The sequence below is a fragment of the Streptomyces sp. CNQ085 genome (genome assembly GCF_022614595.1).
Classification (GTDB): domain Bacteria; phylum Actinomycetota; class Actinomycetes; order Streptomycetales; family Streptomycetaceae; genus Streptomyces.
Genome location: NZ_JAJFAU010000126.1, coordinates 1 through 14,561, shown reverse-complemented (window position 1 = coordinate 14,561; position 14,561 = coordinate 1). Strand labels below are relative to the sequence as shown.

Here is a 14,561-nt window from a genome sequence, read left to right as displayed (position 1 = left end):
GGACATGCCCGGGAGTATCGTGAGCACCCCACCCCGCCGGGGGTGGTCCGCGGTGGTCCACGATGCCAACCCCGCGAAACAGCAGGTCAGCAGGGGTGGTCCGCGATGGTCCGCGACCCACGGCATTGTTGGTCCTACCGGCTGACCGTACGCGAGGCCGCCGGCCTCAAACCCGCCGATGACCCCGGGCGGCCAAGCAACCTCACTGCTTACCGACAGCCTTAACGATCAACTGGCCCAGCGCTGATTCGCCTTGATCAAGCTCGGTGAGCAAACAGCCCAAGCTCGCCGAACTCACAACCGGCATCCACTTAGCCAGAAGATCCATCGCGTCCGGCAACGTAGCGGCATACACGATCTCGCTCGACACATTCGATGACAAGTCGATCAGGTAGTTCGACGGTCCCCGATACAGATGGATCGTCACATAGTTCGAATCCGGGTCCCCAGACCCGAAGAACTCCTGGTATCCGGCTTCAGCGACTGCCTTGTCCCAGTCCCCCTCACCCGAGACCGGGGACGGGATCCGCGTCCACTCTCCACCCCCGTACAGAAGGCACTGACCGTCCGATCCACCCGCGCCCTCAGGGGCCGCTAACTCTTCAGTCATGGTGCCCATCGGACACCCCCGCACCCGCCCTCCGCAAGCATGATCCGCGCCCCAAGTCCTGGAACACCAGGGGCGCCAGTCACATCCCGCCATGCCCTCTGCTCATCCTGCAAAGGAGTTACCGCCTTGGCCCGCCCAAAGATGCTCAAGCTCCCCGAAGTCCTCGAAGAGATCGGCATGAGCCGCGCCGCCTTCTACCGCATGCGCGCACGGGGCCAGGCGCCCCGGCTCGTGAAGCTGCCCAACGGGCAGATCCGTTGCCGCCGCAGCGACCTTGACGCCTGGTGGTCGTCGATGGAAGACGCCGCCTGATCGACCACCACCCGCACGCACGAGACACGAGGGGCCCGCTTCCAGTGGGCCCCTCTGGAGTTTGCATGCCACTCACGTACGACATTCGCCTCTACTCCATCGAGATCCGCAAAGACCGGCCGAAGCCATACCGCCTTCGTTGGCTGGTCGGGGAGCGTAAGCACTCCAAGAGCTACACACTCAAGGTGCAGGCGGAGGGGCGCCGCTCGGAACTCATGTCCGCCGTGCGACGCGGTGACCAGTTCGACGAAGACACGGGCCTGCCGGTCTCCGAACTGCGCGCCAAACAGAGTTCCCTCACCTGGTACGAGCACAGCCGCGCCTACGTCGACCGCAAGTGGGCGCAAGCCCCCGCGAAGTCACGGCGAAACTACGCCGACGCGCTGGCCACCATCACTCCCGCACTCGTGAAGACAAGGGTGGGCATGCCGGACGCCGCGCTCATGCGGCGGGCGCTCTACGGGTGGGCGTACAACCGCAACCGCTGGAACGAGACCCCGCCGGACGACGTTGCCCGCGCCTTGGCTTGGGTCGCCAAGCACTCTATGCCGGTGTCCGCGTTGGAGGATTCCGCGACCGTACGCCTGGCCCTGGACGCCCTCTCGCTGCGGCTGGACGGGAAGACAGCGTCACCGCGCACCGCGAAGCGCAAACGCGCGTGCCTGAGCGATGCTCTCGGGCTGGCCGTGGAAGAGAAGTACTTCACCATCCCCGTCAACCCGCTCGCAGCCGTGAAGTGGACCGCCCCGAAGTCGGTAGAGGCAGTGGACCCCGAAAGCGTCGCCAACCCGCGTCAGGTGCGCGCGCTCCTGGCGGGAGTCCGCGAGCAAGGACCCCGCGGGCGGCATCTGGAAGCGTTCTTCGGCTGCCTGTACTACGCCGCCATGCGGCCGGCCGAAGCCGCCGGACTGCACGCGGATCAGTGCCACCTCCCGGAAACGGGGTGGGGCATGCTCACCCTGCGGCAGGGCATCGTCCGTGCCGGACGGAGCTGGACGAACGACGGGACGGCTCACGAGACGCGCCACCTCAAGGCACGAGCCGAGAAGGATTCCCGACCGGTGCCCATCCCGCCGCACTTCGTGCGCATGCTGCGGCACCACATCGCGGAGCAGGGCACTGCACCCGATGGCCGGCTCTTCCGAACGAACCGCGACGGCTTGCTACAGGAGACCGGCTACGGGGAGGTATGGGCGAAAGCCCGCCGGGACGTGCTGAGCGAGGCAGAGACAACCTCGCTGCTGGCGCGCCGCCCCTACGACCTTCGGCACGCTGGGGTGTCGTTCTGGCTCAGCTCTGGCGTGGACGCGATGGAGTGCGCCCGCCGCGCCGGCCACAGCATCGCAGTACTGCACAAGGTGTACGCCAAGGTGCTTGACCAGACCCGGGAGCGCGCGAACAGCCGGATCGATGCAGCTCTACGGGAGTGGAACGAGCCGGAGTGATCATGCTCTCCCCCGGGGGACACCTGGGGGACGCACACTGAGCGGCAGTGGGATGTACGCGGTATGAGGTGAGACACCCCCGCGTCCCGTCCACGACGAATCGAACGGGGATCACCAACGAGAAACCCCCTCCGAACTGCCGTTATAGCAGGTCGGAGGGGGTTTTCCCCAGTGTGGCGGCGCCAGGATTCGAACCTGGGAAGGCTGAGCCGGCAGATTTACAGTCTGCTCCCTTTGGCCGCTCGGGCACACCGCCTGGGATTGTCGCCTCGGAGGCGTTCGCTCCCCGGCAACGCGAACAACCATACCCGATGGCGGGGGGTGGTCCGCCACCTGGTTGTCAGGCGGTGGATCACCGCGGCGGATGACTAGGCTGGCGGCGCGGACCGAGCCGGTACCGGGGTCGGACCGCACCCTGACGGATCTACGCACGAGGAGCCAATCCACGATGGCCGACTCCAGTTTCGACATCGTCTCGAAGGTCGAGCGGCAGGAGGTCGACAACGCCCTCAACCAGACCGCCAAGGAGATCTCCCAGCGCTTCGACTTCAAGGGCGTGGGGGCCTCCATCGCCTGGTCGGGCGAGAAGATCGAGATGCGGGCCAACTCCGAGGAGCGGGTCAAGGCCATCCTCGACATCTTCCAGACCAAGCTGGTCAAGCGGGGTATCTCCCTGAAGTCCCTGGAAGCCGGGGAGCCCCAGTTGTCCGGCAAGGAGTACAAGCTCGTCGCGTCGATCCAAGAGGGCATCTCCCAGGACAACGCCAAGAAGGTCGCGAAGATCATTCGCGACGAGGGCCCCAAGGGAGTCAAGGCCCAGGTGCAGGGCGACGAGCTTCGCGTCAGCCACAAGAGCCGGGACGCCCTGCAGGAGGTCATCGCCCTGCTCAAGGGCAAGGACTTCGACTTCGCGATCCAGTTCACCAACTACCGCTGACCACCGGGCCGGCGGGCGCCGGCCATCGGGCCGCGGACGAGGACGGCACCCGCCGGGCGGCGGGTGCCGTCCTCGTCCGCGGGGAGGCGGCGGGGAGGCGGCGGGGAAGGCGCCAGGGGGTTGGCGGCACCCCGCGGCGGGCATCCGGGCACGGAACCCTTCACACGTGCGGGACCAGGAGGACGTATGAGAAGGAAGACCGTGCGGGCCTTGCTGCCGGCCGCGCTGCTGTGCGGCGCGTTTGTGCTCTCGGGCTGCGGGGACGGCGGCACCGGGGAGGACGTCTCCGGGACCCTCGCCCGCAACAGCGCGGCCGAGGCCGGCGAACTCGCCCTCGACCAGGCCGGGCACGAGATCGACGGTGACCTCACCTGCGCCGACGAGGGCACCGGGGAGAACCTGAAGGTCACCTGCGAGGGCACCACCGTGGAGGGCGGGGAGGCCCGGATGGTGGCCGACGCCGGCGGCGACCCCCGGATCGAGACGGAGGGCGGCGTCACGCTCGAGGGCTTCACGGTCGTCGGCACGGTGGACGGCGAGCAGGTCTTCCGGCAGGACTGTATCGGCGTCGGCTGCTGAACCCGTGCGGCGGGCCGCCGCGAGCGGCCCGTTGAAAACGGCGGGGCGGGGCAGACGGCAGTGATGAGCAGTGACGTTCCACGCCGGATCACCAGGGGGACCAGCGCCGATGGCCGTATCCGCACGCCGGGGGCGTACGCCGGACCGCAAGCCCGCCTTCGACCTGCGGGTGACGACCCTGGCCTTCGTGCTGGCCGCCGTCGTCCTGCTGGGTGTGTGGTTCACCGGGCGGGTGGTGCTGGAGGCGGCCGGGCGGCATCCGGTCGCGGCGGTGGCCGTCTGTCTGATCTCCGCGCCGGCCGCCGTGGCCGGCCTGCGCGGCGGGCGCCGGTTCCGGGCGGCCAGGGCCGCGCGGCGGGCCGCCACCGTTCTGACCGAGGCCGCCGAGGACGCGCTGGACACCCTGGAGGAGGTTCCGGGCGGGCCGGGGAACAGTGAGCGCCCCGGGTCTCCGGAGCCGGTGGAGTACGCGGAACCGGCGGACGGCGCGGAGGCCGCCCGTTACGCGGAACCGGGTGGAGCCGCCGCGGCGGCGGTCCCTCCCGGCCGGCCCGGCCGCCCGGATTACGAGGCCATGGAGGCGGAAGAGTTCGAGCAGGCGGTCGCGGCCCTGTGCGAGCGGGACGGCTGCCAGGACGTGGAGGCCGTCGGCGGCGCGGGCGACCTCGGTGCCGACGTCGTCGCCACCTCCCCGGACGGGCGGCACGTGGTCATCCAGTGCAAGCGCTACAGCGACACCAACAAGGTCGGCTCGCAGGACGTGCAGCGCTTCGGCGGGACCTGCTTCACCGTTCACCAGGCCCAGGTGGCGGCCGTGGTCACCACCGGCGACTTCACCGCACCCGCCGCCGAGTACGCGCAGCGGTGCGGGATCCTGTGCTTCGACCGGCACGCGCTGGCCGCCTGGAGCGACGGCACCGGCCCGGCCCCCTGGGAGGGCACGGGCGAGCCGCCGGCCGGACCGGGCACGTACGGCGGCGTGCGCGGCGGCATGCACACAAACCCGCACGGCGGCCTGTACCACGAGGGGGCCGCCCGGGCCGGAGACCCGGACGGGACGGCCTAGCGGGGAGCCGGGCCCCAGCGGTACGACGGGTACGCGGCGTCGCTGCGGACGATCTCGCGGCCCAGCGGCATCAGCGAGACCGGCACCATCTTGAAGTGGGCGATGCCGAACGGGATGCCGATGACCGTCAGGCAGAAGCCGATGCCGGCGGCCATGTGCCCCAGGGTGAGCCATATTCCGGCGAGGACCAGCCAGACGACGTTGCCCGCGGCGGAGGCCGCGCCCGCGCCGGGCCGCTGGACGACGGTGTACCCGAAGGGCCACAGGGCGTAGACGGCGATCCGGAAGCAGGCGATGCCCCACGGGATCGTGACGATCAGCAGGAAGCAGACCAGGCCGGCGATCACGTACCCCAGGGCCAGCCAGAGGCCGGAGAAGACCAGCCACAGGATGTTGAGGAGCGTCCTCACCGGCGCCTCCCGGCCATGCGTTCCAGCCGGGCGATGCGTTCGGCCATCGGGGGATGGGTGGAGAACATCCTGGACAGTCCGTCTCCGGGACGGAAGGGGTTGGCGATCATCATGTGGCTCGCTGTCTCCAGGCGGGGCTCGGGGGGCAGGGGGAGCTGCTTGGTGCCGGCCTCCAGTTTGGCCAGGGCCGAGGCGAGGGCCAGCGGGTCGCCGGTGAGCCGGGCCCCGGAGGCGTCCGCCTCGTACTCCCGGGAGCGACTGACCGCGAGCCGGATCAGGGAGGCGGCGAGCGGGCCCAGCAGCATGACCAGCAGCAGTCCGACCAGACCGGGGCCCTCGTCGTCGTCCGAACGGCCGAACGGGACGAGCCAGGCGAAGTTGACCAGGAACATCACCACCGAGGCCAGCGCGCCCGCGACGGAGGCGATGAGGATGTCGCGGTTGTAGACATGGCTCAGCTCGTGCCCGAGGACGGCGCGCAGCTCACGCTCGTCGAGTATGCGCAGGATACCGTCGGTGCAGCAGACGGCGGCGTTGCGCGGGTTGCGGCCGGTGGCGAAGGCGTTGGGCGCCTGGGTCGGCGAGATGTACAGGCGGGGCATGGGCCGGCGGGCGGCCGTGGACAGCTCGCGGACCGTCCGGTACAGGCCCGGGGCCTCGAACTCGCTGACCGGACGGGCTCTCATGGCGCGCAGGGCGAGCTTGTCGCTGTTCCAGTAGGCGTAGGCGTTGGTGCCGAGCGCCAGGACGACCGCCACGACCAGCCCGGTGCGGCCGAAGAGACCGCCGATGACGATGATGAGCGCGGACAGTCCCCCGAGTAGCAGGGCGGTTTTGAGCCCGTTGTGCCGGCGGTGCACGGTACGCCCTCCAGGTGGTGCGGCAGGGGGATCCCCCGTGTGGCCCTTCGTTGCGGCGATGCCTCCGTCCGAAGGCGGATTCGTGGACCCTTCCGATGAGGTCAACGCCATGTGAAGGCGCCGGGTTCCCGGGCCGTCCCCGTCTAAAGCAGCACATCGGCGGCGAAGCGCAGGGCGAGCTGGGGAGCACCCGAAAGGCCGACGGCGATCAGCCCCGTCAGGACGATCGCGGCAGTGAGGGGCGCGGCGACGCGCACGGGGGCGGCCGCAGGGGCCGCGGCGGGTGCCTCACCGGGTACGGCGGCGGGGGCGGGGCCCGGTGCCCGGAAGAGCTGCGCCGTCCAGGTCAGGTAGTAGTACAGGGCGATCACGACGTTCACCGCCATCACCACGGCCAGCCAGCCCAGCCCCGCGTCCACGGCTGTGGAGAAGACCGCGACCTTGGCGAACAGACCGATGATCCCCGGCGGCAGTCCGGCCAGGCAGAGCAGGAAGAAGGCGAGGGCGAGGGCGGCCAGGGGGTGGGCGGCGTACAGGCCGCGGTAGTCGGTGATCCGGTTGGCGGCGGCACCCCGGCCGACATGGGCGGCCACGGCGAAGGCCCCGAGGTTCACGGCGGCGTACATCAGGGCGTACGCGACGGTCGCGCCGACGGCCCGTCCCGGCTCGGCGGCGTACGCCGCCGCCGCGATCGGCACCAGCAGGTAGCCGGCCTGACCGACGGAGGACCACGCCAGCAGCCGTACCGCGCTGTGCGCGCGCTCCGGGCGCTGCCGCAGGGCGGCCACGTTGCCCCCGGTCATGGTGAGGGCGGCCAGGACGGCGAGCGCCGGTCCCCAGATGTGGCCGTAGGAGGGGAAGGCCTCGACGGCCACCAGGACCAGCCCGGAGAAGCCGACCGCCTTGCCGATCACCGACAGGTAGGCGGCCACCGGCAGGGGGGCGCCTACGTAGGTGTCCGGCACCCAGGAGTGGAACGGGACGGCCGCGGTCTTGAACGCGAAGCCGACGAGGGTGAGTGCGGCTCCGGTGGCGGCCAGGGTCTCCAGCCCGGGGGAGGTCCCGCGTAGCTCCTCGGCGACCCGGCCCAGGTGCAGGGAGCCGGTCGCGGCGTAGACGAAGCTGACGCCCATCAGACTGACGGCGGTGGCGGTGACCGAGGAGAGGAAGAACTTCAGGGCCGCCTCGGAGGAGCGCCCGTCCGCGCGGCGCAGTCCGACCAGGGCGAAGGACGGCAGGGAGGCGACCTCCAGCGCCACGATCAGGGTCGCCAGATCGCGGGCGGCGGGCAGCAGCGCGGCGCCGGCGGCGGAGGCCAGCAGCAGGAACCAGTACTCGCCCCGCGGCAGCGCCTCGTCCCGTACGGCCGTCATCGACAGCAGGGCGGCGATCAGGGCGGCGCCCAGCACCAGGAACTGGACGGCCAGGGCGAACGGGTCGGCGACGTAGGAGCACACCACCGGGTCGGCGGTGAGGCAGAAGGTGGTGCGGTCGCCGTCCAGGAGAGGCAGCAGGCCGAGCGCGGCGAGCGCGAGGACGGCGACTGTGACCGGGCCGAGCAGCGGCTTGCGGCGCTCGGGCAGGAACAGATCGGCGACCAGGACGGCGAGCGCGCCCAGGGCGGCGAGGGCGGGCGGGGCGATGGCGAGCCAGTCGACGGACTGGACGACCGACGGGGCGGGGTCCTGGGCGAGCGCGTTCATCGGCTGACTCCCGGCAGGAGGTTCTGCACGGCCGGATCGGTGAGCCCCAGGAGGATCGCGGGCCACAGTCCGGCCAGGACGGTGAGGACGACGAGCGGGATCCAGGCGGCGAACTCGTGGCCGCGTACGTCCGGCAGGGTCGCGCCCGGGGCGGGGGCGGTGCCGGGGGCGGACGGCGTCCCCATGCAGACCCGTCGGACGACCACCAGCAGATAGGCGGCGGTCAGCAGGGTGCCGAGGGCCGCGAGGGCCATGAAGACCAGGTACGCGGGCCGGCTGAGTCCGTCGGCGGGGTGGTACGCGCCGAGCAGCGCGAGCATCTCGCCCCAGAAGCCGGCCAGTCCGGGAAGTCCGAGGGAGGCGACGGCGCCGAAGGCCAGCAGTCCGCCGAGCCGGGGGGCGCGTCCGTACAGCGCCGCGCCCGCGCCGTGCTCCCCCGCGCCGCCGGGTGCGAGACGGTCCAGGTCGGTGGTGCCGGTGCGGTCCTTGACCGCGCCGGCGAGGAAGAACAGCAGGCCGGTGATGAGGCCGTGGGCGATGTTCGCGAACAGCGCGCCGTTGACGCCGGTGCGGGTGAGGGTGGCGATGCCCAGCAGCACGAAGCCCATGTGGCCCACCGAGGAGTAGGCGATGATCCGCTTGAGGTCGCCTCCCGCACCGGACCGGGCGAGCGCCAGGCAGGCCAGCGATCCGTAGATGATGCCGGTGACCGCGAAGGCCGCCAGGTACGGCGCGAGGGTGTGGATGCCGTCGGGGACGGCCGGCAGGACGATCCGGACGAAACCGTAGGTGCCCATCTTCAGCAGGACCCCCGCCAGCAGCACCGAGCCGACGGTCGGGGCGGCGGTGTGGGCGTCGGGAAGCCAGCTGTGCAGCGGCCACATCGGCGTCTTGACGGCCAGGCCGGTGCCGATGGCGAGGGCTGCCAGGAGCTGGGTGGTGTGGGTCATCCCCCGGCCGCCGTCCTCGGCGAGCGCCGTCATGTCGAACGTCGGGCCGCCCTCGGCGCCCAGTCCGAGCAGCAGCAGGCCCAGCAGCATCACGACGGAGCCGAGCAGGGTGTAGAGGACGAACTTCCAGGCGGCCCGCTCCCGTCCCGCGCCGCCCCAGCGGGCGATGAGGAAGTACATCGGGATCAGGACCGTCTCGAAGGCCAGGAAGAACAGCATCAGGTCCAGCACGGCGAAGGTCGCCAGGGTGCCGGCCTCCAGCAGGAGCACGAGCGCGACGAACGCCTGCGGGCGCGGGCCCTCGGGGGGGCGGTGGTAGCTGTACAGCGCGCACAGGAAGGTCAGCAGGGCCGTCAGGAGGAGCAGGGGCAGCGAGACGCCGTCGGTGCCGAGGTGAACGCGTACGCCGAGCGCCGGAATCCAGGCGATGTCGGTCTCGGCCTGCATCGTGCCGGGCCGTTCGTGGTCGAAGCCGAGCGCGAGCACCGCGGTGGCGGCCAGCACGGCGCCGGTGACGGTGACGCCATGGCGCAGCGCGGCCTGCTCGGGGCTCCTGCCCCGCAGTCCGGGCGGGGCAGGAAGCAGGGCGGCGACCGCGCCGAGCAGGGGCAGGACGACGACGGCCGCCAGGAGCAGCCTCATCGCGGTGTCGTTCAGGGGGATCACTGGTCACGCTCCGGCGGCGACGAGGGCGGCGGCCACGGCCAGGACGAGGGAGCCGGCGAGCAGGAGGCCGAGATAGGTCTGCACATTGCCGGTCTGGGCGCGGCGCACGGCCATCCCCAGCAGCCGTGCGGTGCCTCCGGCGCCGCGCACGTAGGTGTCCACGACCTCGCGGTCCAGGAAGCGCACCAGCCGTGCCGCGGCCAGGGCCGGGCGCACGGCGACGGCCGCGTGGAGGGCGTCGAGGTGGAAACCGCGGGCGGCGTGGCGGTGCAGCGGGCCGAGCAGGAGCCGGCCCGGGTCGGCCGGGTCGTCGGCGGCGGCGGTGCTGTGCCGCCAGGCCGCGTACATCACCACGATGCCGGCGGCGGTCAGGCCGGTGCCCAGGACGGAGGTGGTGAGAGTGGGGGCGAGCGAGCGGCCGTCGAACCAGTCGGGCAGAGCGCCGAAGAGCAGCCCGACGGCGATGGTCGGCCCGGCCAGCGCCCACAGCACCGTGTTCATGACGACCGGTTGCCTGCCGCGGCCGGGCTCGGGGGTCCCGCGGGGCGCGGCGGACCCGGGGGTCTCGCCGGGCACGGTGGAGCCGCGGCCGTGGAAGGCCAGCAGCCACAGCCGGGTGGCGTACGCGGCGGTGAGCGCGGCGGTCAGCAGCCCGGCGAGCAGGACCGTCCAGCCCACGGCGGACGGGACGGCGTGGGCGGCCCCTCCGGCGGGGTCGAGGGCGGCGTGCTCGGCCGCGGCGAGGACGGCCTCCTTGGAGAAGAAACCCGCGAAAGGCGGCACGGCGGCCAGCGCCAGCAGGGCGACGGTCATCGTCCAGTAGGCGTCCGGCGCCCGCCCGGCCAGGCCGCCGGTGCGGGACATCGCGGCCAGGGAGTTGGTGCCGGCCGCGTGGATGAGCACGCCCGCGGCGAGGAAGAGCAGCGCCTTGAACACACCGTGGGAGATGAGGTGGAAGACGGCCGCGCCGCGATCGGCGACGGCCAGGGCGCCGGTCATGTAGCCGATCTGGCCGATGGTGGAGTAGGCCAGGACCCGTTTGATGTCGTCCTGGGCGAGGGCGGCGAGGGCCGAGCCGACCATGGTGACCGCCGCCATCGCGGCCAGGACCGCGAGCGCGGCGGCGGACGAGGTGAAGACGGGCAGCAGCCGCGCGACGAAGTAGACCCCGGCCGCGACCATGGTGGCGGCGTGGATCAGCGCGGAGACCGGCGTCGGACCCGCCATCGCGTCCGGCAGCCAGGTGTGCAGCGGGAACTGGGCGGACTTGCCCGCGACACCCGCGAGCAGCAGCAGCGCGATGACGGTGGGGTGCTCCAGCTCGAAGCCGGACAGTGGGGAGGTCAGCCGGGTCACGATGGTGCTGATCCGGAAGGTACCGGCCTCGGAGGCCAGCGCCAGGATGCCGATGATGAACGGCACGTCGCCGAGCTTGGTGACGAGGAACGCCTTGATCGAGGCGGAGCGCGCGGCGGCCGTCTCCCAGTAGTGACCGACCAGGAAGTACGAGCAGATACCCATGATCTCCCAGCCGACCAGCAGCACGATCAGGTCGTCGCTGTAGACGACCAGCAGCATCGCGGCCGTGAAGAGGGAGACCAACGCGGCGTAGGAGGGGTAGCGCGGGTCGTCGCGCAGATAGCCGGTGGAGTAGATCTGCACACAGGAGGCGACGGCGGCGGCCAGGACGGCCACGAGGACCGCGAAGCCGTTCAGGTGGAGGGCGATCTCGACGGGAAGGGCCTCGTTGCCGGTGGGGGTCAGCCGGGTCGCGCCGGTCAGGGCGCCCTCCCCGCCCTGGCGTACGGCGACGGCCGCGGCGAGGGCGGCCGAGGTGAGGGTGGGCAGGACGGCCAGGGGGCGGACGTAGGCGGGGGCCCGGCGTCCGAGGAGGAGCCCGGCGAGGGCGCCGAGGAAGGGCAGCAGCGGGACGAGGACGGCGAGGGACGTGGTGCTCACGCGGTGGCCTCTCCCCTGGTCGGACGCGTGTCGGCGGGTCTTCCGGCGCGGCCGCCGGTGGGGTCGCCGACGGGGGTGCCGGTGGGGTTGTCCGTGGGGTTGTCAGTGGCGCCTGCCACAGTCACACCGTGCCTTTCGGCAGCGGTCCGGTTGTTTTCCGCGAGGTCGCGGAGCCGGTCGATGTGGGAGGTGCCCCGATTGCGGTGGACGAGCAGCACGATGGCGAGGCCGATGCCGATCTCGGCGGCGGCGATGGTGATGGTGAAGAGGGTGAGGGCCTGGCCCGCGTGGAGGGTGTCGCGGAGCCAGACGTCGAAGGCGACGAGGTTGAGGTTGACGGCGTTGAGCATCAGCTCGACCGACATCAGGACGAGGATCGCGTTGCGCCGGGCGAGGACGCCGTACAGACCGGTGCAGAAGAGGAGGGCGGCCAGGACGGCGGGGTAGGCCAGATGCATCAGCGCTCTCCCCCGTCCGCGGTCCGGGTTCCGTCTCCGGCGCCGGTGGCGGCGTCATCGGCGGCGGTCCCGTTCCGTCCGCTCCCGCGACGGGAGAGGACGATCGCTCCGACAAGGGCCGCGAGCAGCAGGACGGAGAGTGCTTCGAAGGGGAGCACCCAGTGCTGGAAGAGGATTCTGCCGGTGACGTCGGTGGTGCCCTGCGGTGCGCCGCTCTCCAGATCGATCCAGGTGGTGCGGAAGGCGTCCACCACGACGGTGACCAGGACGGCGGCGGCCGTGACGGCGACCGCGAGGGCGACGGTGCGGTTGCCGGAGTCGGCGTCCGGCGAGGGGCCGATGGGCGCCCTGGTGAGCATCAGCCCGAACAGGAGGAGGACGACGACGGCCCCGACGTAGATCAGGACCTGCACCCAGGCGATGAACTCGGCGGACAGCAGCAGGTACTCGACGGCGATTCCGCCGAGCGCCACCACCAGCCACAGGGCGGCGTGCACCAGCTGCCGGGTGGTGACGGCGGTGATCGCGGCACCGAGGGTGAGCAGGCCGACGAGCAGGAAGAGGATCTCGACGCCGGTGGGCGACAGGAAACCGGGGGTGCCGCCGGGGGTGCCCGAGGCGGTGAGGGTTGCGGAGACGACGAGGCTCGCGGTGTCGCTCACGCGTCACCGTCCCGCTGCTCCGCCTCCGGCCGCCCGGTCCCGCGGCTGCCGGCCTCGGCGGCGAGCCGCTTCCCGGCGGCCTTGCGGGCGGCGGCGATCTCCTTGGACTCCTCCGCGGCCGGGTCGAGCGGCGGCGGGGCGGGCACGGTCCACATCCACTCGCGCAGCCGGTCCCGCTCGTGGACGAGATCACGGATGTCGGTCTCGGCGTACTCGAACTCCGGGGACCAGAACAGCGCGTCGAAGGGGCAGACCTCGATGCAGATACCGCAGTACATGCACAGGGAGAAGTCGATGGCGAAGCGGTCCAGGACGTTGCGGCTGCGCTCGCGCCCTCCCGGGGCGGCGGGCGGCACGGTCTCCTTGTGGGAGTCGATGTAGATGCACCAGTCGGGGCACTCCCGGGCGCACAGCATGCACACCGTGCAGTTCTCCTCGAACAGCCCGATCACCCCGCGGCTGCGGGCGGGCAGTTCGGGCCTGACGTCCGGATAGTGCGCGGTGACGGAACGCCGGGTCATGGTGCGGAGGGTGACGGCCAGGCCCTTGGCCAGGCCGCTGCCGGGAACGGCCATTACTGGATCACCACCTTGACCACGCCGGTGAGCGCGATCTGGAAGAGGGCGAGGGGGACGAGCACGGTCCAGGCGAGCCTCTGGAGCTGGTCCTCGCGCAGCCGGGGGTAGCTCACCCGCAGCCAGATGACCACGAAGGCGAGGACGGAGGTCTTCAGCAGGGTCCACAGCCAGCCGAGGTCGGCGGCGAACGGCCCGTGCCAGCCGCCCAGGAACAGCACCGTGGTCAGGGCGCACAGGATGACGATGCCCGCGTACTCGGCGAGCAGGAAGAGCGCGAAACGCAGACCGGTGTACTCGGTGTACGCGCCGAAGATGATCTCGGAGTCGGCGATGGGGGCGTCGAAGGGCGGGCGCTGGAGCTCGGCGAGCCCGGCGGTGAAGAAGACCAGGGCGCCGACGATCTGCCACGGCACCCACCACCACTCGAACGCCTCCAGGATTCCCGGCAGCGAGAGCGTTCCGGCGGCCATGGCCACGGAGGCCGCGGCGAGCAGCAGCGGCAGTTCGTATGCCATGAGCTGGGCGGCGGTGCGCAGGCCTCCCAGCAGGGAGAACTTGTTGGCCGAGGCCCAGCCGCCCATCAGGGAGCCGAGCACACCGACGCCCATCACGGCGAGCACGAAGAAGATTCCCGCGTCGATCGCCTGCCCGACCATGCCGTCCGGGCCCACCGGGATGGCGACCAGGACGAGAAGGTAGGGGATGAGGGCGACGGCCGGCGCGAGCCGGAAGACCCGGCGGTCGGCGTCGGCCGGTACGACGTCCTCCTTCTGCGCGAACTTCACACCGTCGGCGACGAGCTGGGCCCAGCCATGGAAGCCGCCCGCGTACATCGGGCCGACCCGGCCCTGCATGTGGGCCATCACCTTGTGCTCGGCCTGGCCCACCAACAGGGGCAGGAGGAGGAAGGCGAGCAGGACGGCCAGCAGCCGCCAGGCGACATCGAGCACATCCATCAGGCGCCGCCTCCCTTCGCCGCGCCGCCGGCTCCGCTGTCGCTGTCGCCACCGGTGCCGGTGCCGGTGCCGGGCTCACGGGGGGTCTCGCGCCGCGGTTCCGGGGTGTCGTCCTCGGGTGCGTTCGCCGCCGGGACACCGCCTCCCTCACCGGGCGGAACCTCCGTCCGTTCGCCCGCCGCGTGGACCCGGCGGGCGGCATCGTCCGAAGTCTCGCCGGACGGCTCCGCCGGCTTCAGCCAGGGCGCGTCCGTGCTGCGCCGCCCCGGTTCCGCGGCCGCCCGCTGACTGGCCGAACCCTCGCTCGCGCTGCGGGAGCGGCGCGGCGTACGGGCGGGCGGGGCGCTCTCCGACGGAGCCGCTCCCGCGGTGCGCCGGCTCGCGGAACCGGCGCTCGCGCTGCGCATGCG

General features: G+C 71.9%; 15 protein-coding genes, 1 tRNA gene and 1 pseudogene. 5 read left to right on the top strand and 12 right to left on the bottom strand.

Annotation, left to right across the window (positions count from 1 at the left end; translation table 11 throughout):
• Nucleotides 1–202: 202 nt before the first annotated feature.
• Nucleotides 203–610, bottom strand: a complete 408-nt coding sequence (locus tag LJ221_RS18885; protein ID WP_241717916.1) for a hypothetical protein — start codon at nucleotides 608–610, stop codon at nucleotides 203–205.
• Between the two features lie 126 nt (nucleotides 611–736).
• Between LJ221_RS18885 and LJ221_RS18880 the strand changes: the two genes are divergently transcribed.
• Entirely contained in the window at nucleotides 737–922 is a 186-nt protein-coding gene (locus LJ221_RS18880) for an AlpA family transcriptional regulator (protein WP_241717915.1), read from the top strand.
• A 65-nt stretch (nucleotides 923–987) separates the two neighbouring features.
• A complete protein-coding gene (locus LJ221_RS18875; RefSeq protein ID WP_241717914.1) occupies nucleotides 988–2,367 on the top strand; it encodes a tyrosine-type recombinase/integrase in 1,380 nt (459 codons plus the stop codon).
• A gap of 174 nt (nucleotides 2,368–2,541) precedes the next feature.
• Here the strand turns inward: LJ221_RS18875 and LJ221_RS18870 are convergent.
• A tRNA-Tyr gene (locus tag LJ221_RS18870) sits at nucleotides 2,542–2,623 on the bottom strand.
• Between the two features lie 192 nt (nucleotides 2,624–2,815).
• Here LJ221_RS18870 and LJ221_RS18865 point away from each other — a divergent pair.
• From LJ221_RS18865 to LJ221_RS18855, 3 genes are all read left to right on the top strand, one after another.
• Nucleotides 2,816–3,304: a YajQ family cyclic di-GMP-binding protein gene (locus LJ221_RS18865; protein ID WP_241717913.1), complete on the top strand. Its 489-nt coding sequence runs from the start codon at nucleotides 2,816–2,818 to the stop codon at nucleotides 3,302–3,304.
• 186 nt (nucleotides 3,305–3,490) lie between these two features.
• Nucleotides 3,491–3,883 (top strand): hypothetical protein, encoded by a 393-nt coding sequence (locus tag LJ221_RS18860; protein ID WP_241717912.1) that lies wholly within the window; start codon nucleotides 3,491–3,493, stop codon nucleotides 3,881–3,883.
• A gap of 109 nt (nucleotides 3,884–3,992) precedes the next feature.
• Nucleotides 3,993–4,949 carry a restriction endonuclease gene (locus LJ221_RS18855; protein WP_241717911.1) on the top strand — a complete coding sequence of 319 codons (957 nt, stop codon included), beginning with the start codon at nucleotides 3,993–3,995 and terminating at the stop codon, nucleotides 4,947–4,949.
• On the opposite strand, the gene LJ221_RS18850 is transcribed toward LJ221_RS18855, so the two are convergent.
• The 10 genes and pseudogenes from LJ221_RS18850 to LJ221_RS18805 form a co-directional block, all read right to left on the bottom strand.
• Nucleotides 4,946–5,359 (bottom strand): YccF domain-containing protein, encoded by a 414-nt coding sequence (locus LJ221_RS18850; RefSeq protein ID WP_241717910.1) that lies wholly within the window; start codon nucleotides 5,357–5,359, stop codon nucleotides 4,946–4,948. The genes LJ221_RS18855 and LJ221_RS18850 overlap by 4 nt on opposite strands.
• A complete protein-coding gene (htpX, locus tag LJ221_RS18845) occupies nucleotides 5,356–6,219 on the bottom strand; it encodes a zinc metalloprotease HtpX (RefSeq protein ID WP_241717909.1) in 864 nt (287 codons plus the stop codon). Before htpX ends, LJ221_RS18850 begins: the two co-directional genes overlap by 4 nt.
• 143 nt (nucleotides 6,220–6,362) lie before the next feature.
• A complete protein-coding gene (locus tag LJ221_RS18840) occupies nucleotides 6,363–7,922 on the bottom strand; it encodes an NADH-quinone oxidoreductase subunit N (RefSeq protein ID WP_241717908.1) in 1,560 nt (519 codons plus the stop codon).
• Nucleotides 7,919–9,514 (bottom strand): NADH-quinone oxidoreductase subunit M, encoded by a 1,596-nt coding sequence (locus LJ221_RS18835; protein ID WP_247720214.1) that lies wholly within the window; start codon nucleotides 9,512–9,514, stop codon nucleotides 7,919–7,921. Before LJ221_RS18835 ends, LJ221_RS18840 begins: the two co-directional genes overlap by 4 nt.
• 27 nt (nucleotides 9,515–9,541) lie before the next feature.
• Nucleotides 9,542–11,497, bottom strand: a complete 1,956-nt coding sequence (locus LJ221_RS18830; protein ID WP_241717906.1) for an NADH-quinone oxidoreductase subunit L — start codon at nucleotides 11,495–11,497, stop codon at nucleotides 9,542–9,544.
• Nucleotides 11,494–11,955 (bottom strand): NADH-quinone oxidoreductase subunit NuoK, encoded by a 462-nt coding sequence (gene nuoK / locus LJ221_RS18825; protein WP_241717905.1) that lies wholly within the window; start codon nucleotides 11,953–11,955, stop codon nucleotides 11,494–11,496. The genes LJ221_RS18830 and nuoK overlap by 4 nt, the downstream gene beginning before the upstream one ends.
• Nucleotides 11,955–12,542 carry an NADH-quinone oxidoreductase subunit J gene (locus LJ221_RS18820; protein ID WP_241717918.1) on the bottom strand — a complete coding sequence of 196 codons (588 nt, stop codon included), beginning with the start codon at nucleotides 12,540–12,542 and terminating at the stop codon, nucleotides 11,955–11,957. Before LJ221_RS18820 ends, nuoK begins: the two co-directional genes overlap by 1 nt.
• A gap of 71 nt (nucleotides 12,543–12,613) precedes the next feature.
• Entirely contained in the window at nucleotides 12,614–13,192 is a 579-nt protein-coding gene (locus tag LJ221_RS18815) for an NADH-quinone oxidoreductase subunit I (protein ID WP_241717904.1), read from the bottom strand.
• Nucleotides 13,192–14,154, bottom strand: a complete 963-nt coding sequence (locus LJ221_RS18810; protein ID WP_241717917.1) for a complex I subunit 1 family protein — start codon at nucleotides 14,152–14,154, stop codon at nucleotides 13,192–13,194. Before LJ221_RS18810 ends, LJ221_RS18815 begins: the two co-directional genes overlap by 1 nt.
• Nucleotides 14,151–14,561, bottom strand: a pseudogene (locus tag LJ221_RS18805) (hypothetical protein); the annotation flags it as partial. The pseudogene LJ221_RS18805 and the gene LJ221_RS18810, both read right to left, overlap by 4 nt.